Origin of the sequence: Herbaspirillum sp. NPDC101397, from assembly GCF_044767325.1 — a bacterium.
Lineage (GTDB): Bacteria > Pseudomonadota > Gammaproteobacteria > Burkholderiales > Burkholderiaceae_D > Herbaspirillum.
Genome location: NZ_JBIWNS010000010.1, coordinates 25,206 through 49,033, shown reverse-complemented (window position 1 = coordinate 49,033; position 23,828 = coordinate 25,206). Strand labels below are relative to the sequence as shown.

Sequence of the window (23,828 nt, the reverse complement as noted above, 5' to 3'; positions counted from 1 at the left end):
TTTACCTTCCCCTGCACTTGCTTTACAAAATACGCGGCAGCCTCGTCTCAGCGTGTCGTGTTCGTCCTCTGCGCCATCCATTTCTGGTTCTGCGCTTCGTAGATGGTGTAGGACGGCGAACGCGGGTTGCCGCCGGCGTCAAACGCGATGGTGCCGGTCAATCCCTTGAAGCTGATCTCGTGCAAGGCGCTGGCGATCTTGCGCGGGTTGAGCGAATTGGCCTGGCGCACCGCGGCCATCAGTACATGGGCGGCATCGTAGGCGTACGGCGTCATGCTGTAGACCTGGAAATCGAAGCGCTGGTTGAAGTCGGCTTCGAACTTCTTCCAGCCCGGCATCTTGTTGAACGGAATGCCGGCTTCCTGTGCGACTGCGCCATTGGCCGCGACACCGGTGGAGATCAGGAACGACGAGCCGACGATGCCGTTCATCGAGGTCACCAGTCGCGCCTTGACGTCGAGGCGCAGCATGCTTTGCGCCAGCATGCTGGTCTGGGCCGAATAACCGCCGAAGAACACGGCGTCGACGTCCTGCTGTTTGACCCGCCGCAGGATCTCGCCGAAATCGATCAGTACGTCGCTGACCGAATCGCGGCTGACGACCACCGCGCCATGTTCGCGCGCCACTTCGGCGAATCGCGTGCTGACGCTGACGCCGAAGGCGGTGCCGTTGTCGACCACCGCGATGCGCTGGGCGTGCAGTTCCTTGACGACATATTCGCCCAGATAGATGCAGGCCTCGTCGTCGATGCCGACCATGCGGAAGGTAGTGCGGAACCCTTGCTCGGTATATCTGCGCAAGCTGGAGGTAGGCGAGATCTGCGGGATGTCGGCATCGGCCAGGATCTTCGAGGCCGCGATGCTGGTGTTGCTGTTGGTGCCGCCGATCACGCCGACCACGCCGGCCTGCACCAGCGCGTGCGCGACACGTTGCGTGCGCTCGGCATCGTTGCGGTCGTCCATGCGCAACAGGCGAAACTGTATGCGCTTGCCGTCCAACTTGAAAGGAATGCGATTGGCTTCGACGATCGCCAGCTCGGCGGCATTGGCGAGGCTCTTGCCGAAACTTTCCGACACGCCGCTCAGCGCGCCCACAAAGCCTATCGTCACGGTCTGGATTTCATCGCCGGCAACCGCCCCGGTGGAGTGCAACGCCAGCGACAACACGCAAAGCATCAGCATGCGTCGATATTTGAGGAAATGCATGTCACCTCCGTAGGAACTTTGTCTTAGCAAACGCTGTTCTTATACCTTACGCAGCGTTAGGACACGATCAAAAAAATACGAAAAGGCAGCATCATTGCATCGCGACGCCATCGTCACGGCCAAAACGACAATGCCCCGCATGGCGGGGCATTGTCACAGGGAAACCAATACGCGGTACGGTGAACGCGTCGCGATCGTTGCGTCGTCGCTTAGCGCGTCACCGGCTTGTAGCGGATACGCTTGGGCTTGGCGCCTTCTTCGCCCAGGCGCTTCTTCTTGTCGGCTTCATATTCCTGATAATTACCGTCGAAGAAGCTGACCTGCGAGTCGCCTTCAAACGAGATGATGTGCGTGGCGATACGATCGAGGAACCAGCGATCATGGCTGATGACCAGCACGGTGCCGGCGAATTCCAGCAAGGCGTCTTCCAGCGCGCGCAAGGTTTCCACGTCAAGGTCATTGGACGGTTCATCGAGCAGCAGGACGTTGCCGCCTTGCAGCAGCGTCTTGGCGAGATGCAGACGGCCGCGTTCGCCGCCGGACAGATTGCCGACGATCTTTTGCTGGTCGCCGCCCTTGAAGTTGAAGCGGCCCAGATACGCACGCGACGGCATTTCGAAACGACCGACCGTGAGGATGTCGGCGCCGCCGGCGACGTCTTCGAACACGGTCTTCTTGTTTTCCAGGTCTTCGCGCGACTGGTCGACCAGCGAGATGCGCACGGTAGGTCCGAGCACCAGTTCGCCGCTATCCGGCTGTTCGCGGCCCGCCAGCATGCGGAACAGTGTCGATTTACCGGCGCCGTTGGGGCCGATGATGCCGACGATGGCGCCCGCAGGAATCTTGAAGTTCAGGTTGTCGATCAGCAGGCGATCGCCATAGCCCTTGCTGACGCCCTTGAACTCGATGACTTCATTGCCCAGGCGCTCGGCCACGGGGATGAAGATTTCCGAGGTCTCGTTGCGTTTCTGGTATTCGTGTTCGGAGAGTTCATTGAAGCGCGACAGACGCGCCTTGCTCTTGGCCTGGCGACCCTTGGGGTTCTGGCGCACCCATTCGAGTTCCTTGGCGATGGTTTTCTGGCGCGCAGATTCAGTGGCCTCTTCCTGCTTCAGGCGCGCTTCCTTCTGCTCCAGCCAGGACGAGTAATTGCCCTTCCATGGAATGCCGTGGCCGCGATCCAGCTCCAGGATCCATTCGGCGGCGTTGTCGAGGAAGTAGCGATCATGGGTGATCGCCACGACGGTGCCGGGGAAGCGCAGCAGGAACTGCTCCAGCCAGTCCACCGATTCGGCGTCCAGATGGTTGGTCGGTTCGTCGAGCAGCAGCATGTCGGGCTTGGACAGCAGCAGCTTGCACAATGCCACGCGGCGCTTTTCACCACCGGACAGCACGGCGATCTTGGCGTCCCATGGCGGCAGGCGCAGCGCGTCGGCGGCCATTTCCAGCTGCTGGTTCAGGCTGTTGCCGTCGGAGGCGGAGATGATCGCTTCCAGGCGCGCCTGCTCGGTAGCGAGCGCGTCGAAGTCGGCGTCTTCTTCCGCGTAGGCGGCGTAGACGGCGTCGAGCTTGGCTTGCGCTTCGAACACTTCACCGAGCGCGCTCTCGACTTCCTGGCGCACGTTCTTTTCCGGATCGAGCTGCGGCTCCTGCGGCAGGTAGCCGATGTTCAGGTTGGGCGCCGGCGTCGCTTCGCCTTCGATTTCCTTGTCGATGCCGGCCATGATCTTGAGCAGCGTCGATTTGCCGGAACCGTTCAGGCCGAGCACGCCGATCTTGGCGCCGGGGAAGAAGGACAGCGAAATGTCTTTCAGGATCTGACGCTTCGGCGGCACGATCTTGCCGACGCGGTTCATAGTGAATACGTATTGAGCCATGTTTGGATGCCAATAATGAGGATAAAAATGAGGGTAAGACTACTTGCCGGATTCCGTGATCAGGCGCTGAGCGCGCGGCCCTTGGCGGACCACAGGCGCCACAATCCTTCCACGGAGTATACAGCCAGCGCGGCCCAAATCACCACGAAACCTGTCAGGCGCGGCCCGTCGAACGGTTCGTCATAGATGAAAACCCCGGTCAACAGCTGCATCGTGGGCGAAATATACTGCAGCAATCCCAACAAGGACAAGGGAATCCGGCGCGCTGCACGGGCGAACAGCAGCAGCGGAATCGCCGTCACCGGCCCCGACAGCGCCAGCAGGATCTGCGAGGTCGGCGAGGCCTGCAGGAAGCCGTTGTTGCCGTGCACCGCAGTGACCGCCAGGATCGTCAGCACCAGCGGCGCCAACAGGATGGTCTCCAGCGCCAGGCCTTCCAGCGCACCGAGATGGGCGATCTTGCGCAGCAGACCGTAGATGCCGAAGGTGGCGGCGATGACCAGCCCGATCCACGGCAGCGCGCCATTGATCCAGGTCAGCCACAACACCGCGCCGAGCGCCATGAAGACCGACAACCATTGCAAGGGACGCAATTTTTCCTTGAGGATCACATAGCCCAGCAGCACGCTGATCAGCGGACTCATGAAGTAACCGAGGCTGGCGTCGACGATGCGGCCGCTGTTGACCGCCCACACGTACAGCACCCAGTTGCCCGACAACAGCAGCGCGCTGATCAGGAAACCAAGCAGCACGCGTGGCTTGCGCGCCACTTCGCCGAGCCAGGCCCACTGGCGCTTCCAGGTCAGCACGGCGACCAGGAAAAGCAAGGACCAGAAGATGCGCTGCACCACGATGTCGAACGACGAGACGTCCTGCAGCAGCTTGAAGTACAGCGGGAACAATCCCCACAGGAGGAAACAGCTTATCGCGTAAAACATGGCGACCTAAAGGAAGGAAAGTGGAATCGCAAAAATGGAAGCGCCGCGAAAACTCGGTAAAGTTTCGCGGCAGGACGCCATTATTGCAGGATTCTTCTTTTCCGACCGGCAACGCCGAAGTTCAGATGCGTGAGGATTACAGCGTGACGACGAAGCGGCCCTTGATCCGCGCAATCTCGCAATCGACTTCCGCCGCGCGGCGTTCGATCACGAACACGTCGGCGCCGCCGATGGTGATCATCGGGTGATGCCAGACGCCGCGCCGCAGCGTGACGCCCTGGCCCGGTTCGACGATGAAAGCCTGGATGGCGTCTTCATCGGGCGAGTCGTCGCCCTGCGTCACCACCACCAGCACCCGCCCCTGCGCCATCGGCACGAAGCTCTGGCTGCCCAGCAGGTGCCGCTCGAACATGGTCAGCGCATAGGGCGCCACATGCGTGCCGTCCTGCGTGCGGAAGATCGCCACGCAGGCCTCGCCGCCCTGCTCGTTCACATCCAGCTGCGTCAGGTCGTCGAAGCGTTGCGCGGTGCCTTCGTTGATCGGCGAGCTGTTGCCGTTCCGCGCAGGCACGATGACGTCGCCGAAGGGCGCGAACGCCGCCGGCGTCAACGCCTGTGCCGTGATGAACCGATGCGACGGTGACGATTCAGGCGAGCTCATCGATGAGCTTTCTCGACAGGCGGATCAATGCCTGGTCGCTGCCTTGCGGGCCGATGATGGAGAAGCCGAACGGCGCGCCGTCCAGTGTCATCAGCGGCAGCGAAATCTGCGGACAACCGGACAGGCCCGCCAGACACAGCATGCGCACGGCCTGGTTGCGATAGTCCTCCAATACCTCTTCGGAATCACTCAGCAGCGGCGCGATGTCCGGCATGCTCGGCAAAACGATTACGCGGTCGTTGCCGAGCAGGCGCAGGAAGTCTTCCGTGAAGCGCTGACGCACGTTGCTGTGCTCTTCGATCTGCTGCGGCGTGATCCGGCTCGACCAGGAAAAACGCTCGGCGACGCCGGGGCCGAGTTGCAGGCCATGGCGGGTGATGGCGTCGCCGTGGTTCTGCCACGCTTCGTATCCCTGGATGTGACGGAACGCCCAGTACAGGGCGTCGAACGACGGCGTCGCGGTCTTGACCGGCAGCGGCGTGCCGATCAGACCGGACAGGCGCTCCAGCGTCTGCATGAACACGTCCTGCACGCGCGGCTCCAGCAAGGCCAGCACGTCGGCCGCCACCAGCACCTGCGGCATCGCCGGTGCGCCGTCGGGCAACAGGCAGGTGTCGTCGCGCAGCAGCACTTCGCCGACGCGCGCGAAGCTGTCGATATCGCGCGCGAACCAGCCGCAGGTGTCGAACGACGGCGCCAGGTCCATGCAGCCCTTGAGGCTCACGCGCGCATGCGTCGGACGCAGGCCGATCAGCCCGCAGTGGCTGGCGGGAGCACGTACGGAACCGCCGGTATCGGTACCGAGTGCAACATCCGCCAGCCCATTGGACACCGCAGAGGCCGACCCCGAACTGGAGCCGCCTGGAATCCGGTCGGGCGCGCCGCCGTTGCGCGGCGTGCCAAAGTGGGCGTTCTTGCCGTTCATCGAAAACGCCAGCTCGTCGGTGTAGGTCTTGCCGACGAAGGTGGCGCCGGCCTGCGCCAGCGCCACCACCGACGGCGCCGACGCGGTCTTGACGCCAGACAGCGCCAGCATGTGCGGATTGCCGCAGCCGGTCGGATAGCCGGCGACGTCGAAGATGTCTTTCACCGCAAAGCGCAGGCCCGACAGCGGGCCCGATGAAATCGCCGTCAACGTCGGCGCAGGATAGGGAACGAAACAATGTGCTGCAGAGCTTGCTGGCGCGTCGACTGGCATGGATGGTTCTTTCGGACGGGAAGAGGAAGTATCGATCTGATCGTTCATGGCGAGGGATGGTTCAAAGCGCCGCTGCGGCGATCGGATTGATCAAAGGAATCTGATGCACGCGCAGGCAACTGACAACATGCCCCGGCGACAACACCTCGTCACGCGGTTGCACACTGCTGCATTCGGCAACGGCGTATTTGCAGCGTTCGGCAAATGCGCAGCCGGCCGGCAGGTTGCTCAGGTCCGGCGGCGCGCCGCCGATGGTTTCCAGGCGCTGGCCTTTTTGCATGGCGCCGTGGCTGCGGCTCTTGAGCAGCGACAAGGTATAGGGATGGCGCGGGCGCGTCAGCAACTCGGCCGCGGGGCCTTGCTCGATGATCTTGCCGGCATACATGACGGCGATGCGATCGGCCACTTCCGCCGCCGCGCCGATGTCGTGCGTGACGAAGACGATGGACAGGCCGAGTTCCTTTTGCAGGTCGCGCAGCAACAGCAGGATCTGGATCTGCACGGTGGCGTCGAGCGCCGTGGTCGGCTCATCGGCCAGCAGGACTTTGGGCGAGCACGACAAGGCCAGCGCAATCATTGCACGCTGGCGCATGCCGCCGGACATCTCGTGTGGATACGCATCGAGGCGGCGCTCGGGGCTCGGGATGCGGACTTTCTCGAACAGGCTCAGCGCCTGCTTGTGCGCCTCGGCTTTCGACACTTTCTTGTGGCGGCGAATCGCTTCGATGATCTGCGCGCCGACGGTGTAGACCGGATCGAGTGCCAGCAGCGGTTCCTGAAAAATCATCGCGACCGTGTCGCCGCGCAGCGCCGCCAGCTCGCGCTGCGACATCTTCAGCACGTCCTTGCCGTCGACTTCAAGGCCGCCGCTGATGCGCGTCGAACGTTCAGAATGGAGACGCATGATGGAGCGCAAGGTGACGCTCTTGCCTGAGCCGGACTCGCCGATGAGGGCCACCACTTCGCCCTGGCCGACGGTGAGATTGACGCCGTTGACGGCGCGTATCAGTTTCTTCGGCGCGAAGAACTGCACCTGCAGATCGCGCAAGGTAATCATGTCATGCATGGCTGGCCTCGCTGGAAGCATGGTCAAACAGAGATGCGGTATCGGCTTCGTAACGCAGGCAAGCGACGCCGTGACCCGTATCATCGCTGGAGAACGTCGGCGCGCGCTGGCTGCACACCGGCTGGGCATAGGCGCAGCGCGTATGGAAACGGCAACCGCTCGGCGGGTTGATCGGATTGGGCGGATCGCCGGCCAGCGGCGCTTCCATCGTACGTTGCAAGGGATCCATGCTGGGCATCGATTTCAACAGGGCGCGCGTGTAGGGATGCTTGGGCTGATCGAACACCTGGTCGGACGAACCGATCTCCACCACCTGGCCGAGATACATTACCAGCACACGGTCGGAGATGAAGCGCACCACATTGAGGTCGTGGCTGATGAACAGATACGTCAGGCCGAACTCCTGCTTGAGGTCGAGCAACAGATTGAGCACCTGCGCCTCGACCGACTTGTCGAGCGCCGAGACTGCTTCGTCGAGTATCACCAGGCGCGGCTCCAATGCCAGGGCGCGCGCGATATTGACGCGCTGGCGCTGGCCGCCGGACAGCTCGTGCGGATAGCGGCCGGCGAAACGTTCCGGCGCCAAACCCACGCGCGCCAGCAGGTCGCGTGCACGCGTGATCGCTTCGCGCGGCGGCAGGCCGTGCACAGTGGGAGCAAAAGCGATGGAATCCTCAATCGTCATACGCGGATTGAGCGAGGAGTAACTGTCCTGGAACACCATCTGCGTCTGCCGGCGGAATTGCCGCAGCGGCAGGGCGCGCGAACCGACCGTTTCACCATCGAACACCAGCTCGCCGCTGTCCTGATTGATCAGCTGCATCAGCACGCGCGCGGTGGTCGACTTGCCGCAACCGGATTCACCGACCACGCCCAGCGTCTCGCCCTTGAGGATGTCGAAGTTGACGCCATCCACCGCGCGCACCGCACTGCGTGGTGAAGCAAACGGCAAGCCCTTGCCCTTGAGCGGAAAATGCTTGAGCAGATCGCGCACCTGCAGCAGAGGCTGGCGCGGTCCGCCGATGTCGCGTTCGTCTGTCATTGCTTGACCTCCATCGCCGAACGCAAACCGTCGGACAACATGTTGAACGAAATCGATGTGATGAAAATGAATGCGCCAGGCAACGCCGCCACCCAAGGCTGGGTATAGATCGCCGTGCGCAGCGTGTTGAGCATCAGGCCCCACTCCGGCTCCGGCGGCTTGACGCCGAGACCAAGGAAGGACAAGCCCGAGGCCAGGATCATCGACACCGAAATCAGACTGGTCGAGTACACGAAAATCGGCCCGAGCACATTGCCCAATACGTGGGCGCGCACGATGGTGAAGGCACTTGCCCCCGACGCCCGCGCCGCGTCGACGTAGTCACTGCGGCGCACTTGCGTGGTGACGCTTTCGGCAATGCGCGCGATCTGCGGAATGAAGACGATCGTCAGCGAGGTCAGCGCATTGACGATGCCGGCGCCGAGTGCACCGGACAGCGCAATCGCCAGCAGCACCGACGGGAACGCATACAGCACGTCGATGGTGCGCATGATGGCGGTGTTGGTGAAGCCGCCGGCATAACCGGCGAGGATGCCGATGCCGCTGCCGATGACGAACGCCATCAGCACCGGCGTGATGCCCATGAACAGCGACAGGCGTCCGCCCAGCATCAGGCGCGACAACAGATCGCGGCCCAGTTCGTCGGTGCCGAATACATGGCCGGGTGTGCCGATGGGTTTCAGGCGCGTGAACATCGACGTGGCGAAGGGATCGGCCGGCATGATCCAAGGCGCGAACACGGCGATGCCGATCAGCGCCAGCAGGATGACGGCGGCGGTCATCGCCAGCGGATTGCGCACGATGCGCGCGGCGACGTTGGCCCAGTGGCCGCGCGAACGCTTGTATGCCGGCGGGTTGATGGCGGAAGTTGCGGGAATTGCAGCAGTTGCTTGCAGGGTCGACATGGTCATGCCCTTTCTATGCGTGGGTCGAACACGGTTTGCAAAATGTCGACCAGCAGGTTTAGCGACACGAAAAACAAGGCCAGCACCAGGATCGTGCCTTGCAGCAGCGGCAGGTCGCGCTGGAAGATCGCCTGGTTCAGCAGGAAGCCGGTGCCGGGCCAGGAGAACACGGTTTCAATCAGGATCGAGCCGCCCAGCAGGTAGCCGAGCTGCAGGCCCATCACCGCCATCGCGGTTGGTGCGCAGTTCTTGACCACGTGGCGGAACACGCCGAACTCACCGAGGCCGCGCGCCTTGAGGCCGATCACGAATTCCTGCGACAGGATGTCGGCTACCAGCGCGCGCACCGTGCGTGCAATGATGCCCATCGGGATGAAGGACATCGTCACGGCCGGCATGATCAGGTATTTGACGTGCTCGAAGTCCCAGATCCATGCCGCCGATCCATCCGGCCCAGCGCCGGTGGCCGGCAGCCACATCAATTGCGACGAGAAGATGATGACCAGCACCATGCCGAGCCAGTAGTGCGGCACGCTGACGCCGACCACGGAAATGAAGGAGGCGATCTTGTCGACCCAGGAGTTGCGGAAATAGCCGGCGACAAAGCCGAATAGCGAGCCGAAGAAGAAACCGATCAGCGTCGCTAACGCGGCGATCATGAAAGTGTTGCCGACCGCCTTGAAGACTTCTTGCGCGACCGGACGTCCGGTGGCGATGGAGCTGCCGAGGTCGCCGTGCATGGCGCGCCAGACCCAGCTGAAAAATTGTTCGGGATAACTGCGATTGAAACCGTAGAGCTCCATCAGCTGCTTCTGCAGATCGACGGACGCATCCGGCGGCAGGATCGCCACCAGCGGATCGCCCGGTGCGATATGGACCAGCATGAAGCACAGGAACGCGACGCCCAGCATGATGGGCAAGGCATACAGTACGCGGCGGATCAGATAGGAAATCATGGGCGGTCTTCGGTAAGTATTGCGCTGCTTCTCTTGCTTGCGTCCGGCGCTGCCCTCGCAGTACCGGACGCAATGTTCATTGCATCAGTTCAACCTGCTCAGTCCATCGTCATCGTGGCGATGTCGATGAACCAGCTTTGCGGCTGCACTACGCCCTTGACCTTGGCCGAAATGGCGCGCGGACCGGTGTCGTGCGCCACCCAGACGAACGGCGCTTCATCGACGATCTTGGCGTGCAATTGGGCCAGCAAGGCGTCGCGCTGTTTGGCGTCGAAGGTGGTGCGCGCCTTGGCGATGATGGCGTCGACTTCAGGGTTGCTGTAGAAACCCCAGTTGTTCGACACCGGCGGCGCCGCCTTGCTGCTGACGAAGCGCACCATCGCGAAGAACGGATCCATCGCCGCGAAGCTGATGTTGACCGCGTCCGAGCCATGCGCACTCGGATCCTTGGCGCCGATGCGCCAGTTGGTGTACAGCGTGTTCCACTCGATCACGTCGAACTGCACGTCGATGAAGCAGGCCTTCAGGTTCTGCTGCATGAATTCATTCATCGGCAGCGGTTGCATCTGGCCGGAACCGGACGCCGAAATCTGCACCTTCACCTTGAGCGGCTTGGCGGCCGAATAGCCGGCTTCGGTCATCAGCTTGCGCGCGCCGTCCGGGTCGTACTTGATGTGGAAGCTCGGGTTGCCGCGCCATGGATGGCCCGGCTCGACGGTGCCGGTGGCTTCGCCCATGAGGCCGCCCAGCAACTGCTTCATTGCAGGACGATTCACGCACAGGTTGGCGGCGTAGCGCACGCGCTTGTCGAGCCACGGCGAACCTGGCACGAAGGACAACTGCCACGGCCACACGTGCGGCTGCGGGTTGGAGTAAATCTTGAAACCGCGCGCTTTGATGGTGTCGAGCGCATCAGGCGCCGGCGCTTCGATCCAGTCGACCTGGCCGGACAGCAAGGCGGCGGTGCGCGAGTTGGCTTCCGGCAGCGGCAGCATCACGACCTTGTCGATTTGCGGACGGCGCTTGGCATCCCAGTATTCCGGATTCTTGGCCAGCTCGAGACGCTCGCGCGGCACGAACTTGGTCATCTTGAACGGGCCTGTGCCGGAGGCGTCCGCAGCGAATGCCGCCCAGGCCTGCTTCGATCGCTCGGCCTTGTCGCTCACCGAGCCCGGCACGGCGGCCAGCTTCTTGGCCCATTGCAGCGGCGAGGCCATGAACAGGTTGGTCAGGTTGATCGGCAGGAAGGAGTCCGGCTCGGAAGTCGTCAGCTCGACGGTAAGGTCGTCGATCTTCTTGGCAGTGCGCAGCGTCGGCATGCGCGACGCCGTCACGCCGACCTGGCTGGGATCGAAGTTGGGCGCGTCCTTGTCGAGCACCTTGGCGACGTTCCACACCACCGCGTCGGCGTTGAAGGCGGAACCGTCATGGAACTTGACGCCGGGACGCAACTTGAAGATCCATTTGGTCTTGTCCTTGCCGTCGACCGCCCACGACACAGCCAGGTCGGGAATCACTTCGCTGGCCTTGTCGGCCTTGGACAGATCCCACTGCGTCAGGCTGTCGTACATCGGAATGCCGGTGAAGCGATTGCCTTCGAAGCCCTGGTCGGGCTGGCCCAGCGTGCGCGGAATGTCGCCGGCGGTCATGGCGATGCGCAGCACTTTTTCTGCGTGCGCGCCGACGGATGTCAGCAAGCCAAAGGCCAACGTACAGGCCAGGGTGATTGCGCTTGGTTTGGTCAGTTTCATGTCGATGCTTCCTTTTGTTGTTGAGGACGACGAGGGGTGATGGGTGATGCTTACGGGCTTGAGGTCGGTGCAGAAAATCGGTTGATCAGGGTTGGAGAAACTCGATGCCGGCGCGCGCCGCGGTGTGCAGCAAATGACGTTGCATGGCGGCACGGGCGCCCTCGGCATCGCCCGCTGAAATGGCGGCGGCGATGGCGCGATGTTCTTCGGCGGTTTCCCAGATGCGCGAATGGTCGGCAAACGGCAGGCGCTGGCTGTGGCAGATGCGCGTCTCAAAATCGCGCACTACCTGCATCAGCCCGCCGTTGCCGGACAACTCGGCGAGCAGTTGGTGGAATTCGAGATCGGCCTGCGAGGCGGTGACCAGGTCGACGTTTTTCAGCGCTTCTTCAAAGCGCGCCTGTACGCCCCACAAGCGCGGCGTGGTGTGGGCATTGATGACGCGCGCAGCCAATGCGGCGGCGGCCGGTTCGAACACATAGCGCAGCTGGAAGGTGGATTGCAACTCGGCCGACGACGGCAGCGCCGCGCCGGTGCGCGCAGGGGCGGTGGCTGTGCTGCTGCGCCCGGAGGTCACCAGCGTGCCTTTGCCGGGCATGGCGCGGATGAAGCCGAGCGCTTCGAGCATCGACAGCGCTTCGCGCAACGACGCGCGGCTGATGCCGAGCGACTCGGCGAGGTCGCGCTGACCCGGCAGCATCTGGCCGGTCTTGTACGTTCCGGACAGGATCTGGCGCTGCAAAGTCTGTGCGGCGATATTGGGCATGCTCATCGGTTTCCCCTTTTTGGTCTGACTGGTCAGACCGCAAGAGGCGATATAGCAATTGACATGCCACCTGTCCGCAAAAACGGCGATTGCGCAGCGGCGGCGGAGCTTACGGGGGAGATTGCGGGTGGGTTTCCAAGCGCCGTGGGCAACCGGAAATATGCTTCGGAACAAACCACTGCACGAATTTCATGCAGGCGCATGCAGCGAAAATGTGCACGCTCTGAAAAATCGAAAATGAAGAGAACGCCCTGCACGTCCGGGCGCGGTTTTCAGCGCCCAGTGACGATCAGTCAACTTGCATCGTCACCGGCGAAGAAGAGATTCAGGCGGGAGTCGGCGTCTGCGTCGTGTGGCGCGCAACGTAGCGGTACAACAGCAGCGCAGCGATACCGCACACCGCCATCAGCGTCGTCAGCGGCAAGGCAGTGCCGTCGTGCCATACGCCCATGATCACGCCCGACAGCATGCCGATGCCGAACTGCAACGTGCCCATCAGCGCCGCGGCCGTGCCGGCTTGCTTGCCTTGCTGCGCGAGTGCGATGGCCGACGCGTTGGGACCGACGAAACCATGGCAGGACAGGAAACCGAAGAAGCCGACCAGCAACAGCGGCAGGCTTTCATACCCACAAGCCACCAGCACCGCGACGATGGTGGTCAGGATGGCCGGGATCCAGATGATCTTGCCGAGCACGCGATCGGCGCTGCGCTTGATGACCAGGCGCGCATTGATCTGCGAACAGGCGATCAGGCCGATGGCGTTGGCGCCGAATACGAAGCCAAAGTTTTGCGGCTTGATGCCGTGCAGTTCGATCAGTACGAACGGGCCGCCGGAAATATAGGCGAACAGTCCGGCCTGGATCAGGCCGCCGCATAATACATAAGCCATGAACTGGCGATGGCGCAGCAGGTCGAGGTACTGGCGCAGCACGCGCCCAAGATGCAGCGGCACCACGTGCGCCTGGTCGCGCGTCTCTTCCATCACGCGATGGGTGCAGATCAGGCAGATCGCGCCGAACACGGTCAGCGTCGCGAAGATCGCGCGCCAGGTTGAAAACGTCAGCAGCAGGCCGCCGATGAACGGCGCCAGGATCGGCGCCAGGCCGAACACCAGCATCAGCATCGAGAACGCGCGCGCGGCGCCGTCGGCGCCCATCTTGTCACGCACCACCGCGCGCGGGATCACCATGCCGGAGCTGCCGCCCAGGCCCTGGAAGAAACGCAGCACCAGCAGCGTTTCAATATTGGGCGCGAAGGTACAGCCGATCGAAGACACGACATACAGGCAGATGCCGAAATACAAGGGCGGTTTGCGACCGAAGCGATCGCTGATCGGTCCGTAGAACATCTGCCCGAGCGCAAGGCCGATCAGGAACGTCGACAGGGTCAGCTGGATGGTGTTGCTGGCCACGCCGAGGTCTTTGGCGATGAAGGAAAAACTGGGCAGGTACATGTCGATCGACAAGGCGCCCATCGCCGTCAGCGCGGCCATGAGGATCAGCCAACCGGGAAGGCGTTTGCCCTGAAAAGGCGAAGAATCTGTTTGCATGAGGAAAGTACAAAAAACCGTGTCCGGCCGATAAAAGGCACGGCAGGAAACGATCAGAGCATGAGAGGGGGAAGCGTGGCGCGCAGGGAAGCGCGCATGCCGCATTATACCGGTTGGCGACACTTCCTTCAGGCGGCGGTTGCGGCAAGGCAACGTGGCGGAGACAAATATGGCGCGCCTTGCGACTGTTGCAGCCGGGCCTGGCGGTTACCGCTCCCGCAATCTTTTTTTTGAAGATCACTCAACATTCGTTCAGCAATTCAAGAAAAAGATGGCACACTGATTGCAAACAATAATTCGACGAAATGCCGTCAAGAATTCGCAAATTTGGCCGACATTTTCATACTACTCAGAATATTTTTGTTGTCATCTTGGGGAAGTGTTCAGGAAGATTCATGGGCAAGGGAAGAATAAAAAGAATCGCGGCGCGGGCCGTCTTTTACGTTTCCCGCTTGCTTCCCGGTTTCCTGTTGTGCCTGCTGGCGGCGTGCGGACAAGACGATACCGCCTCCCCCCAACGGAATGCATTTGCGCAAACGCAAATCACCGCACTGGTGTGGGCGCCCGACTGGCCCGACGAAATGCATCGCATCGCCGACGAGTTCCACCGCGCCCATCCGAACATCAGCGTCGACGTGCAATTCATGATCGGCAACTCGGTCGAGGAAAACCTCAAACCCAAAGTCGCCACCCACAACCTGCCCGACCTGGTGTCGGTCAATCCCAACGCCTACAGCGCCGAACTGGCTGAGCAGGGACTATTGGCAGACCTCGGCGAGACCGTAGCGTGGGGCAACATGCTGGAATCGCTCAAGCCCGACTGGACCAGTCGCCGCGGCAAGCGCTTCGGCATTTCAGGCGGCGTCGCGGCGACGCTGATCTACTACAACAAAGAGATGTTCAAGCGTGCCGGCATCACCGCGCCACCGGGCAACTTCGAGGAATTCATGGCGGCGTGCGCCAAGCTTAAAAAAGCCGGCTTCACGCCGATGGTCTGGACCGGCGCCTTTCCCAATACGCTGGCCAACGGGCCGTTCAGCTACGGCTTCGCCAACGGCGTCGCTGCGCGTCATCCGCATGACTGGAAGCAGCGTATCGCCGATGGCAGCCTTGACCTCGGCAACGGCGACGCCGTCGACATCTTCGCCAAAATCAAGTTGATCGCCGACAAGGGATACCTGCAGCGCGGCTACATGAACACCAGCTACGACGAAGGCATACAGCTGTTCGCCGACGGCAAGGCGGCGATGGCGTTCCAGGGAACCTGGTCCTCGGGCGCGCTGATGCACGGCAAGGACTTCAACACCGGCGTGTTCGTGCCACCCTGGAATGCGCGCGGCAAAGCGGCGGTGCCGGTGGTCGGCAGCGAGACCGGCTTCGCCGTCTGCGACACACGCAACAAAAAGGCGGCGCTGCAGTTCCTCGAGTTCATCTACGGTCCCGGCTTTGCGATCCAGCAGAACAAGCGCCAGAACATCCCGCCGCTCAAGCAGGCCAGCGGCCAGGTGGTGAGCGACCCGCAAATCGTCGATTATGTGCGGCAGGTGACGCAGGCGCCGCTGACGGCGCCGCTCTATTACTCCTACCTGCCGACCAACACCATCGACTTGCTGCATCCGCTGCTGCAGGAAGTCCTGCTCGGTAAGGTCTCGCCGCGCCAGGCGGCCCTGACGCTCGACAGATCGATCCGCCATGAAGCGCGTACGGAGAACAAGTAAGCCATGCACTCACCTGCTCCCGACCAACGCCGGAAGGACATCGCCGCATGAAGAAGATGCTCGACCTGCTGTCGCTCAAACTGTTGCGCCGGATCGAGATCCGCTATCGGCTGATCAATTCATTTTTGCTGGTGTCGATGCTGCCGCTGCTGATCGCCGGCATCGTGGCGTATCGCGAATCGAGCAACGCCTCGCAGGAAAAAGTCCGCATCTTCGCAGGCGAAGTGGTCAAGCAAGTCGCGCAGAACATGTTGCAGCAGATTGAAAAAATCGAATCCTCGAGCGAAGAACTGGCGATGTCCGAACGCATGCAGCATGCGCTGGCCGCCTACTACAGCAAGAGCCCGTCAGAGCGCGCCGCCGGCCACGGCGAGATCATTCGCCTGCTGCTGGAGAACTACGGCTCCTTCGAATACGTCAACCAGAAATACGTGCTCGACCGCCGCCATCGCATCATGGATCCGCAGGTATTCGCCCGGCTCGGCGACGGCGTGGCGCGCTTCGCCGAAGATGCGCCCGACATGAAAGGCCGGCCATACTGGGACGTCTACAGCACCGCCGCCGGACAGAAGAGCGTGGTGATGCTGCGCGACATCCTGTTCAAGAGCAACAACCGCATCGCCGGCACGCTGTTCGTCGGCTTGCGGCCACTGCACTTCTCACGCATCTTCGAGTCTGTCGACCTCGGCTACGGCTCGCGCATGCTGGTGATCGACGCCCGTGACGGCCACGTCATCGTCAGCGCGAATGCAGCGAACGCGACGAACGACGATGCGCCGGAGTCTGGTCTGGTCGCCGCGATCGCGCGTAGCTTGGCGGAAGGACGCGACAACTTCGTGTCTTACCGCGATGGCGACAACAAGAAACAGCTCGCCGCTTTCGCGCCGGTTCCGCGCACCAGCTGGATGGTAGTGAACATCACGCCGCTCAATGCGCTCAACACCGAGGTACGTTCGATCCGCAACAAGATCATCGTCATCGGCGTGTTGTGTTTCATCCTGGCGGTGGTGCTGTCGTTCATCATCGCGCGCAGCATTTCGCTGCCGCTCAAGCAACTGGTCGGTGTGATGAAGGCGACCCGCACCGGCAACTATCTGATCCGCATGGATTACGAAGGCAAGGATGAAATCGCGGAGTTGTCGCGGCGCTTCAACGATATGGCCAGCAAGGTGCATCAGCACAATGAACGATTGGAAGAGCTGGTGGCCGAACGCACCCGCGAGCTGGAGCAGGCCAACCAGCAACTGGAAGCCCTCAGCGCCACCGACAGCCTGACCGGCATCGCCAACCGGCGCCGTTTCGATGAAGCGCTGGGCGGTGAATTGCGGCGCGCAGTACGCTCGTTGAAGCCGTTGTCGCTGATGATGCTCGACGTCGATTATTTCAAGAATTACAACGACCGCTACGGCCACCTGGCCGGCGACGATTGCCTGCGCGCCATCGCCCGCGTGCTGCGCACCAGTTCGCGCCGCGCCACCGACCTGGCGGCGCGTTACGGCGGCGAAGAATTCGCCGTGATCGTCGCCGAAAGCGACAGCGCCAACGCCATGCAGCTCGCCGAAAACATCCGCAACGCCGTCGCCGCATTGCAGATCCCGCACGAGGATTCACCCTTCGGCTGCGTCACCTGCAGCATCGGCGTCACAGCCTTGCAAGTGGATGAGAGCATGAGCACCGACACCCTGCTGCGCCTGGCCGATGTCGCCCTGTATCAGGCCAAGGCGCTCGGCCGCAATCGCGTGGCGTTGAGCGATCATGCCGGCGCAACCGGTTAGCACGCCGCGCCGGCGCGCGAGAACGTAGACGACCCGACAACTTTGCTGCACTGCGCTGCCGCGGCGATCGCCGACAGCGTTTGCCGACGTCCTTAACTGGCGTCCATTTCCCGGCCTTTTCCTGCGATTGCAGACCGCCGCAGCGGACTACCATGCAGAGCTGGTCCTGCCCCTCCCCTGCGCAGGTTGCACAAAAAACAATATTGAGACGAAAGAAAATCAAATGAAAAATATGCGCATCGGCTCGCGCCTGGGCCTGGGTTTTGCATTGGTGTTGTCGCTGCTGGTATTGATGACGATCATCGGCGTATGGCGACTGCAGGACATCGGCGGCCGCACCGCCACCATGATCGCGCTGGACTTGCAGAAAGAACGCCTGGCCACCGAATGGGCCGCCAACATCGACGCCAACGGCGTACGCACAGTGGCGGTCATCAAGAGCAACAACGCCGATCACCAGAAGTTCTTCAAGGACCAGATGGCGGGCACGGTCGACCGCACCAGCGCGGTTCAGAAACAGCTCGATGAACTGATCAAGTCAGAGGAAGGGCGCAAGCTGTTCGACTCCCTGCTGGCGCAACGCAAGGTCTACAACGACCTGCGCAACAAGGTCATCAAGATCAAGGAGAGCGGCGACGAAGCGGCGGCGCTGAGCGCACTCGAGGGCGAACTGATTCCCGCAATGAAGGAATACTCTGCGCGCGTGAGCGCCGTGGCGACGCATCAGCGCGACGTCATCAACCGTAATGCGACGATCGTCGACCAGCAATATCGTTCAGGCCGCGCAATCCTGATCGCGGTGGGCGTGCTGGCGCTGCTGGTCGGCATCATCGCGTCGTGGCGCCTGTCCGACGGCATCACCCGACCGTTGCGCCGCGCGGTGCAGGCCACTTCCGCAGTCGCCGCGGGCGACCTCAGCACGCACGTGGTGGTCGATCGCAAGGATGAAATCGGCCAGTTGCTGCAAGGCCTGCACGACATGTCGCAGAACCTGCTCAAGACCGTGCGCGAAGTGCGCAGCGGCGCCGACACCATCGCCACCGCGTCGTCCGAAATCGCCACCGGCAATCTCGACCTGTCGTCGCGCACCGAACAACAGGCCGGCTCGCTGGAAGAAACCGCCTCGGCCATTGAACAACTGGCATCGACCGTGAAGCAGAACGCCGACAATGCGCGGGAAGCGAATCAACTGGCGCTGACCGCCTCCAACGTCGCCGTCGAAGGCGGCGCCGTGGTCGGCCAGGTAGTCGACACCATGGGCGCCATCAACGAATCCTCGCGCCGCATTGTCGACATCATCAGCGTGATCGACGGCATCGCGTTCCAGACCAATATCCTCGCGTTGAATGCCGCGGTGGAGGCGGCGCGCGCCGGCGAACAGGGGCGCGGCTTCGCGGTGGTGGCAAGCGAAGTACGCAGCCTGGCGCAACGCTCGGCTTCGGCCGCCAAGGAAATCAAATCGCTCATCGACGACTCGGTCGACAAGGTCGGCTCGGGCACGCGCCTGGTGGAACAAGCCGGCAAGACCATGACCGAGGTGGTCAGCAGCGTCAAGCGCGTGAGCGACATCGTCGCCGAAATCAGCGCCGCCACACAGGAGCAGAGCACCGGCATCGGCGAAGTCAACCACGCCATCACGCAGATGGATCAGGTCACGCAACAGAATGCGGCGCTGGTGGAAGAAGCGGCTGCGGCAGCCGGTTCGCTTCAGGAACAAGCGGCAAAGCTGGCGCAGGTGGTGAGCGTATTCAAGCTCGACGACAATCAGGTAATGGCTGCGCCGAAGCAGGCAGCGGCGATGCGCAACATCACGCCGCAGCGGCCGGTCATCGCCTCCGCGAAACCGGCGCCGGCAGGCAGCAGCAATGCGCCGAAGACCCGCGCCATCGCCGCGCCGCAGCCGCGGCAGGCGCCGGCCAAGGAAAACGCCGATGACTGGGAAACATTCTGATACGCGGCGAGCGCGTGCGCTCATGACGCAGCGCTAAACAAAAAGGGCGCCCGACTCACATCGGGCGCCCTTTTGATTTTCTGCTGCCAGCTTACAGTTTGAAGTGCCGCCCGGCTTCCGCCAGTTTGCCGGCCTGCGTCTGCAACAGTTCCGACGTCGCCGACGCCTGCTCCACCAGCGCCGCGTTCTGCTGCGTGGTGTTGTCCATTTCGGTGACGGCCTGGTTGATCTGCTCGATACCCTGGCTTTGTTCCTGGCTGGCGGTGGCGATCTCGCTCATGATGGCGGTCACGCGCTTGACGCTTTCGACCATCTCGCTCATGGTCGCGCCGGCCTGCTCCACCAGCTTGCTGCCGGAACCCACTTTTTCCACCGAATCGCCAATCAGCTCCTTGATCTCCTTGGCGGCCGCTGCCGAGCGTTGCGCCAGGCTGCGTACTTCGCTTGCCACCACCGCGAAGCCGCGGCCCTGTTCGCCGGCGCGCGCCGCTTCCACTGCCGCATTCAGCGCCAGGATATTGGTCTGGAAGGCGATGCCGTCGATCACGCTGATGATGTCGACGATCTTGTTGGAGGACGCGTTGATCGCGCCCATCGTGTCCACGACTTGCGACACCACGCCGCTGCCCTTGACCGCGACGTCGGAAGCGTTCTGCGCCAGCTGATTGGCCTGGCGTGCGTTCTCCGCGTTTTGCTTGACAGTGGAGGTGAGCTGTTCGATCGAGGCGGCGGTTTCTTCCAGCGAGCCGGCCTGCTGTTCGGTGCGCGATGACAGGTCGAAGTTGCCGGAAGCGATTTCGTTGGCTGCCGTGGAAATCGAATCGGTGCCGATCTGCACTTCCGAGACGATCTTGCGCAGCCCGGTATTCATGTCGTCGAGCGCTTGCATCAGTTCGGCGATTTCGTCCTTGCCCTGCTTCTGGATGGTGGCGGTCAGGTCGCCGGCGGCCACCATCTTGGCGACCTCCAGAGCACGCTTCAACGGCGTCGTGATGCTGCGCGAAATGATCAGCACCGCGACCACGCTGATGAGCACCAGCAGCACGCCCAGCGCCATCATCAGTTGCATGCCGCGTGTACTGGAGCGGTCGATGTCGACGGCCATCTGGTCGATGGCTTTGCGCTGCATCGCCAGCAGCGCATTGACCTTGTCCGCATAGGCCTTGGACGCCGGCTCGAACACCTCCTTGTAGGCTTTCTCGGCGGCGGCGGCGTCACCGGTTTTGCGCGTATTCATCACCAGTTCCTTGGCGGCCTGGTATTTGTTGCGCGCTGCGATGATTTCCTTGAACAAGGCCTTCTCGTCCTCCGAACTCAGGAGTGGTTCGATCTTCTTGATGATGCCGCTGCCGGACACGACGCTGGCGGCGATCGCCTCCTTGAAGGTGTCTGCCAGATTGGCGTCAGAACTGCGCGCGATCATCGACGTACGCACGATCGCCGAATACGTCAGCACGAACCAGTCGGCGACCAGCCTTTCCTTGGCCAGCGGCAATTCCATCATGGTGCGAGTGGATTCTGCATTGCGCCTGGCATTGATCAATCCCATCGAAGTGGAAATGGTCGCCAGAATGAGAACGATGGCAAAGCCGAAAATCAGGCGGCTGGAAATCCGCATGTTGGAAAGTTGTTTCATGATGGTTGCGTCCCCGCGTACTGTCGTTGTGTTTATATTTCCCTGGCGCCGGTTCTGGTCCGGGCTCTGATGCAGGTTACCGCGTTTTTTCGCGATGGCAAACACAAGTTTGGGCGAAAGCAACACTGCTGCGCAGCAGCATGCAAGACGGTCCGTTCAGCGCTCCACGCGCACCTCGACTTCGCGCTCGACATAGTCCCATTCGGGCGTGGCGCGCAGTGCCGCCAACAACTCGTCAAAGGCGGCAGCATCGGCCGGGGCAAACTCGAACCAGGTGAGGAAATCGAAGGGCTGCACCGCGGCCAGATCGCGGCAATGGTGCAGGCGGCGCGCAATGGGTGGCAGGTAGCGCAGGCCGATTTCGATGTGGCGCGAACGGGCTTCCAGGATGTCGCGCCGCTCCTGCTGGGTCAGGGCCCACCAGGCGGCGCTCTTGCGAATGGGAATCAAGGCGGCGCAGGTCGAGCCGGGACGATTCAAGCCTTGCTGAACGGCAAGCAGGCGTTGTTTTTCAGCCTGTTCGGTATAGCGCTCGTTGCTGGTGACGCCCTGCAGGGCCCACGTGCTTGCTGCAGCGGATTCGCCGTTGGCGATGGCGAGGTGTGTCGCCGGCGGCAGCGTCGCGCCTTTGACGGCGTGGATTGCAGTGATGCGCCACGCACCCTGTGCGCCGCCCGCGAACGTCCACAAGCGTTCATTCATTTCCGCCTCCCTTGTTGCATTGCTCATGGCAGATTGGTCGCGAGGCGACGGCGTTTCTTACAAGGGAAGCAAATCGCTATGTCAGGCGCGTGAACGGCACACGCACGCCTTCGGCATCGCTGCGCAGCGCCAGGTCGATGATGGCCATGACGTCGACCGCATCCTGCGCCGGAACGGGGAAGGCCTTGCCGTCCAGCAGCGTGTCGGCCAGCGCGCGGTAGAAGCCGGCGTAGTCGCCGTCCAGCGTGGCGTGCTCACCTTGCCTGTCCTGATCGCCGTCGACTTGCCGCAACCATCCCGCAGGATTCTTGCCGAAGCCGGCGTCGCCGGGACGCAAGCCTGCCTTCAGTTGATCTTCCTGCACGTCGAGGCCGTTGATCAGGTAGCTGCCGCGCGTGCCGTGCACGGTAAAGCGCGGCGGCGGCAAGGCGCTCAGCGCACTGGCGTGCAGCACCACTTCCTTGTCGGCGTAATGCAATTGCAGATGGACGTAGTCCGGCACCTGCGCGTTGTCGCGCTGCTGCCGCACGGTGGCCGACAGCGACTGCGGCGCGCCGAACAAGGCCAGCGCCTGATCGATCAGATGCGGGCCCAGATCGAACAGCAGGCCGCCGCCGTGGGCCGCTTCTTCGCGCCAACGTTTTGGAATGACCGGACGGAAGCGATCGAAGTGCGATTCGAAATGCGTCACGCGGCCGAGCCCGCCGTCGGCAATCAGTGCGCGCAGCGTCATGAAGTCGCCATCCCAGCGACGATTGTGGAACGGCGCGAACAGCAGGCCGCGCTGCATCGCCAGCCGCGCCAGTGTTTGCGCGTCGGCGGCGGACAAGGTGACCGGCTTGTCGATCACGACATGCTTGCCCGCTTCCAGCGCACGGTGCGCTAACGCGAAATGGGTGTCGTTGGGCGTGGCGATGACGATGCAAGCGATGTCGTCACGCGCGATCAAGGCGTCGAAATCCGGCACGATGTCGGCTGCGGGGAAATCGGCGCGAGCGCGTTCCGCCTGCGAGGTGGCGATCACGGCAAGTTCAGTGCGCCAGCTGCGGGCGATCACCGGCGCATGGAAGGTGGCGCCGGCGAAGCCGTAGCCCATCAAACCCAGTTTCAATTTCCCGGACATGGAAGCGCTCCTCGTTCTGTGTGCTTCAGACTTTTTTGACGAACTCGGTCTTCAGGCCCATCTGGCCGAAACCGTCGATCTTGCAATCAATGTCGTGGTCGCCCTCGACCAGGCGGATGTTCTTGACCTTGGTGCCGATCTTGACCACACCGCCACCGCCCTTGAGCTTGAGATCCTTGATCACGGTCACGGTGTCGCCGTCCTGCAGGATGTTGCCGGCGGCATCGCGCCAGACCTTGCTGCTGTCTTCCGCGGCTTCGGCCGGCTTGATGGACCATTCATGGGCGCATTCGGGACAGACGTACAGGGCGCCGTCTTCGTAGGTGAATTCGGACTGGCATTGGGGACAGGGTGGCAAGGTGCTCATGATGACTTTCGTGACGATGCGGCGGACACGCCGGATGCGTGTCGCCAGGTGCGCAGTATACCGCCCGCACATCGACGCCAACCATGTTCGCCAACCGCTATACTAGCCATTGTCGTTGAATGACTTTTTAGCAGGAGTTGGCATGCTGCAGTCGCTTTCCGGTATTCCCGTCCATACCTTGCGCAAGGAATGTCCTCCGGGCGCCTGTGTGTGTGATCGCGAGAGCCTGCTCGACAGCGCCGCAGCAAACCCCGACACCGACGTGCGCGTGCTGATGCTGACGCAGGAACAGGAGCGCAGGCTGCTCGAACGCATCGAGCAGATTTCCAGCTACGACGATTTGCAGCACGTCGCCGGCCTGCTCTACAAACAACTCGGCGTGGTCTTGCGCATTGCGCCGAGTCCGCGCGAGGTGCGCACCGTGCGCGGCTTCCTGATCCTGCTGGAAGAACGTCCGGGCCTGTGCAAGAAAACCCGCCAGGCGGTGCCGGCGGCAATCCGCAAGTGCCTGGAAAGCAATCCCGACATCGCCTTTGCCATCCTCAATGCCCACGATCTGCTGGGCGGCGCCTGATCCTGGTTCTTCCATCGCGCTGAGATATTCAGAAATCGCGTAAGCATCATCGAAAGCATTCCTTCTGC

Annotated in this window: 20 protein-coding genes; 4 read left to right on the top strand and 16 right to left on the bottom strand. The window is 62.4% G+C overall.

Translation table 11 applies throughout. The annotated features are described in order from the left end of the window. Positions 1-47 precede the first annotated feature (47 nt). The 12 genes from ACIROW_RS21925 to ACIROW_RS21870 form a co-directional block, all read right to left on the bottom strand. Positions 48-1,205: a branched-chain amino acid ABC transporter substrate-binding protein gene (locus ACIROW_RS21925; RefSeq protein ID WP_402278860.1), complete on the bottom strand. Its 1,158-nt coding sequence runs from the start codon at positions 1,203-1,205 to the stop codon at positions 48-50. 209 nt (positions 1,206-1,414) lie between these two features. Then, on the bottom strand, positions 1,415-3,082 hold the full coding sequence (ettA, locus tag ACIROW_RS21920; protein ID WP_402278858.1) for an energy-dependent translational throttle protein EttA: 1,668 nt from the start codon (positions 3,080-3,082) through the stop codon (positions 1,415-1,417). Between the two features lie 59 nt (positions 3,083-3,141). After that, positions 3,142-4,020: an EamA family transporter RarD gene (gene rarD, locus ACIROW_RS21915; RefSeq protein ID WP_402278856.1), complete on the bottom strand. Its 879-nt coding sequence runs from the start codon at positions 4,018-4,020 to the stop codon at positions 3,142-3,144. Positions 4,021-4,156: 136 nt separating this feature from the next. Continuing rightward, positions 4,157-4,681, bottom strand: a complete 525-nt coding sequence (locus ACIROW_RS21910; protein ID WP_402278854.1) for an ureidoglycolate lyase — start codon at positions 4,679-4,681, stop codon at positions 4,157-4,159. After that, the gene (locus tag ACIROW_RS21905; protein WP_402278853.1) at positions 4,668-5,879 is read right to left on the bottom strand and encodes an amidase; all 1,212 of its coding nucleotides are present in this window, start codon (positions 5,877-5,879) and stop codon (positions 4,668-4,670) included. Before ACIROW_RS21905 ends, ACIROW_RS21910 begins: the two co-directional genes overlap by 14 nt. A gap of 61 nt (positions 5,880-5,940) precedes the next feature. Then, positions 5,941-6,945 (bottom strand): ABC transporter ATP-binding protein, encoded by a 1,005-nt coding sequence (locus tag ACIROW_RS21900; RefSeq protein ID WP_402278851.1) that lies wholly within the window; start codon positions 6,943-6,945, stop codon positions 5,941-5,943. After that, a complete protein-coding gene (locus ACIROW_RS21895) occupies positions 6,938-7,987 on the bottom strand; it encodes an ABC transporter ATP-binding protein (protein WP_402278849.1) in 1,050 nt (349 codons plus the stop codon). Before ACIROW_RS21895 ends, ACIROW_RS21900 begins: the two co-directional genes overlap by 8 nt. Next, positions 7,984-8,898, bottom strand: coding sequence for an ABC transporter permease (locus ACIROW_RS21890; RefSeq protein WP_402278847.1), 915 nt, complete (start codon positions 8,896-8,898; stop codon positions 7,984-7,986). The genes ACIROW_RS21895 and ACIROW_RS21890 overlap by 4 nt, the downstream gene beginning before the upstream one ends. Then, positions 8,895-9,848, bottom strand: coding sequence for an ABC transporter permease (locus ACIROW_RS21885; RefSeq protein ID WP_402278845.1), 954 nt, complete (start codon positions 9,846-9,848; stop codon positions 8,895-8,897). Before ACIROW_RS21885 ends, ACIROW_RS21890 begins: the two co-directional genes overlap by 4 nt. Before the next feature lie 98 nt (positions 9,849-9,946). Continuing rightward, entirely contained in the window at positions 9,947-11,599 is a 1,653-nt protein-coding gene (locus ACIROW_RS21880; protein WP_402278843.1) for an ABC transporter substrate-binding protein, read from the bottom strand. An 85-nt stretch (positions 11,600-11,684) separates the two neighbouring features. Next, a complete protein-coding gene (locus tag ACIROW_RS21875; RefSeq protein ID WP_402278841.1) occupies positions 11,685-12,371 on the bottom strand; it encodes a FadR/GntR family transcriptional regulator in 687 nt (228 codons plus the stop codon). A gap of 319 nt (positions 12,372-12,690) precedes the next feature. Next, positions 12,691-13,914 carry a Bcr/CflA family multidrug efflux MFS transporter gene (locus ACIROW_RS21870; RefSeq protein WP_402278839.1) on the bottom strand — a complete coding sequence of 408 codons (1,224 nt, stop codon included), beginning with the start codon at positions 13,912-13,914 and terminating at the stop codon, positions 12,691-12,693. 395 nt (positions 13,915-14,309) lie between these two features. Between ACIROW_RS21870 and ACIROW_RS21865 the strand changes: the two genes are divergently transcribed. The 3 genes from ACIROW_RS21865 (at position 14,310) to ACIROW_RS21855 (ending at position 19,358) form a co-directional block, all read left to right on the top strand. Beyond that, a complete protein-coding gene (locus tag ACIROW_RS21865; protein ID WP_402278837.1) occupies positions 14,310-15,632 on the top strand; it encodes an ABC transporter substrate-binding protein in 1,323 nt (440 codons plus the stop codon). 47 nt (positions 15,633-15,679) lie between these two features. Then, positions 15,680-17,407: a diguanylate cyclase gene (locus ACIROW_RS21860; protein ID WP_402278835.1), complete on the top strand. Its 1,728-nt coding sequence runs from the start codon at positions 15,680-15,682 to the stop codon at positions 17,405-17,407. A 223-nt stretch (positions 17,408-17,630) separates the two neighbouring features. Continuing rightward, positions 17,631-19,358, top strand: a complete 1,728-nt coding sequence (locus ACIROW_RS21855) for a methyl-accepting chemotaxis protein (RefSeq protein WP_402278833.1) — start codon at positions 17,631-17,633, stop codon at positions 19,356-19,358. Between the two features lie 91 nt (positions 19,359-19,449). On the opposite strand, the gene ACIROW_RS21850 is transcribed toward ACIROW_RS21855, so the two are convergent. The 4 genes from ACIROW_RS21850 to ACIROW_RS21835 all read right to left on the bottom strand — a co-directional run bounded on the left by ACIROW_RS21850 (position 19,450) and on the right by ACIROW_RS21835 (position 23,186). Next, positions 19,450-20,994 carry a methyl-accepting chemotaxis protein gene (locus ACIROW_RS21850; RefSeq protein WP_402278831.1) on the bottom strand — a complete coding sequence of 515 codons (1,545 nt, stop codon included), beginning with the start codon at positions 20,992-20,994 and terminating at the stop codon, positions 19,450-19,452. Between the two features lie 156 nt (positions 20,995-21,150). Beyond that, positions 21,151-21,696, bottom strand: a complete 546-nt coding sequence (locus ACIROW_RS21845) for a chlorite dismutase family protein (RefSeq protein WP_402278829.1) — start codon at positions 21,694-21,696, stop codon at positions 21,151-21,153. Between the two features lie 76 nt (positions 21,697-21,772). Continuing rightward, a complete protein-coding gene (locus ACIROW_RS21840; protein WP_402278827.1) occupies positions 21,773-22,819 on the bottom strand; it encodes an oxidoreductase in 1,047 nt (348 codons plus the stop codon). 25 nt (positions 22,820-22,844) lie between these two features. Next, entirely contained in the window at positions 22,845-23,186 is a 342-nt protein-coding gene (locus ACIROW_RS21835) for a zinc ribbon domain-containing protein YjdM (RefSeq protein WP_402278825.1), read from the bottom strand. A 142-nt stretch (positions 23,187-23,328) separates the two neighbouring features. Here ACIROW_RS21835 and ACIROW_RS21830 point away from each other — a divergent pair, with 142 nt between their 5' ends. After that, positions 23,329-23,760: a hypothetical protein gene (locus ACIROW_RS21830; RefSeq protein WP_402278824.1), complete on the top strand. Its 432-nt coding sequence runs from the start codon at positions 23,329-23,331 to the stop codon at positions 23,758-23,760. Positions 23,761-23,828 lie beyond the last annotated feature (68 nt).

Excerpts from the sequence above, each read along its gene's own strand:
- ACIROW_RS21925 (WP_402278860.1), bottom strand. The coding sequence starts at position 1,205 with ATGCATTTCCTCAAATATCGACGCATGCTGATGCTTTGCGTGTTGTCG.
- ettA (WP_402278858.1), bottom strand. The coding sequence starts at position 3,082 with ATGGCTCAATACGTATTCACTATGAACCGCGTCGGCAAGATCGTGCCG.
- rarD (WP_402278856.1), bottom strand. The coding sequence starts at position 4,020 with ATGTTTTACGCGATAAGCTGTTTCCTCCTGTGGGGATTGTTCCCGCTG.
- ACIROW_RS21910 (WP_402278854.1), bottom strand. The coding sequence starts at position 4,681 with ATGAGCTCGCCTGAATCGTCACCGTCGCATCGGTTCATCACGGCACAG.
- ACIROW_RS21905 (WP_402278853.1), bottom strand. The coding sequence starts at position 5,879 with ATGCCAGTCGACGCGCCAGCAAGCTCTGCAGCACATTGTTTCGTTCCC.
- ACIROW_RS21900 (WP_402278851.1), bottom strand. The coding sequence starts at position 6,945 with ATGCATGACATGATTACCTTGCGCGATCTGCAGGTGCAGTTCTTCGCG.
- ACIROW_RS21895 (WP_402278849.1), bottom strand. The coding sequence starts at position 7,987 with ATGACAGACGAACGCGACATCGGCGGACCGCGCCAGCCTCTGCTGCAG.
- ACIROW_RS21890 (WP_402278847.1), bottom strand. The coding sequence starts at position 8,898 with ATGACCATGTCGACCCTGCAAGCAACTGCTGCAATTCCCGCAACTTCC.
- ACIROW_RS21885 (WP_402278845.1), bottom strand. The coding sequence starts at position 9,848 with ATGATTTCCTATCTGATCCGCCGCGTACTGTATGCCTTGCCCATCATG.
- ACIROW_RS21880 (WP_402278843.1), bottom strand. The coding sequence starts at position 11,599 with ATGAAACTGACCAAACCAAGCGCAATCACCCTGGCCTGTACGTTGGCC.
- ACIROW_RS21875 (WP_402278841.1), bottom strand. The coding sequence starts at position 12,371 with ATGAGCATGCCCAATATCGCCGCACAGACTTTGCAGCGCCAGATCCTG.
- ACIROW_RS21870 (WP_402278839.1), bottom strand. The coding sequence starts at position 13,914 with ATGCAAACAGATTCTTCGCCTTTTCAGGGCAAACGCCTTCCCGGTTGG.
- ACIROW_RS21865 (WP_402278837.1), top strand. The coding sequence starts at position 14,310 with ATGGGCAAGGGAAGAATAAAAAGAATCGCGGCGCGGGCCGTCTTTTAC.
- ACIROW_RS21860 (WP_402278835.1), top strand. The coding sequence starts at position 15,680 with ATGAAGAAGATGCTCGACCTGCTGTCGCTCAAACTGTTGCGCCGGATC.
- ACIROW_RS21855 (WP_402278833.1), top strand. The coding sequence starts at position 17,631 with ATGAAAAATATGCGCATCGGCTCGCGCCTGGGCCTGGGTTTTGCATTG.
- ACIROW_RS21850 (WP_402278831.1), bottom strand. The coding sequence starts at position 20,994 with ATGAAACAACTTTCCAACATGCGGATTTCCAGCCGCCTGATTTTCGGC.
- ACIROW_RS21845 (WP_402278829.1), bottom strand. The coding sequence starts at position 21,696 with ATGAATGAACGCTTGTGGACGTTCGCGGGCGGCGCACAGGGTGCGTGG.
- ACIROW_RS21840 (WP_402278827.1), bottom strand. The coding sequence starts at position 22,819 with ATGTCCGGGAAATTGAAACTGGGTTTGATGGGCTACGGCTTCGCCGGC.
- ACIROW_RS21835 (WP_402278825.1), bottom strand. The coding sequence starts at position 23,186 with ATGAGCACCTTGCCACCCTGTCCCCAATGCCAGTCCGAATTCACCTAC.
- ACIROW_RS21830 (WP_402278824.1), top strand. The coding sequence starts at position 23,329 with ATGCTGCAGTCGCTTTCCGGTATTCCCGTCCATACCTTGCGCAAGGAA.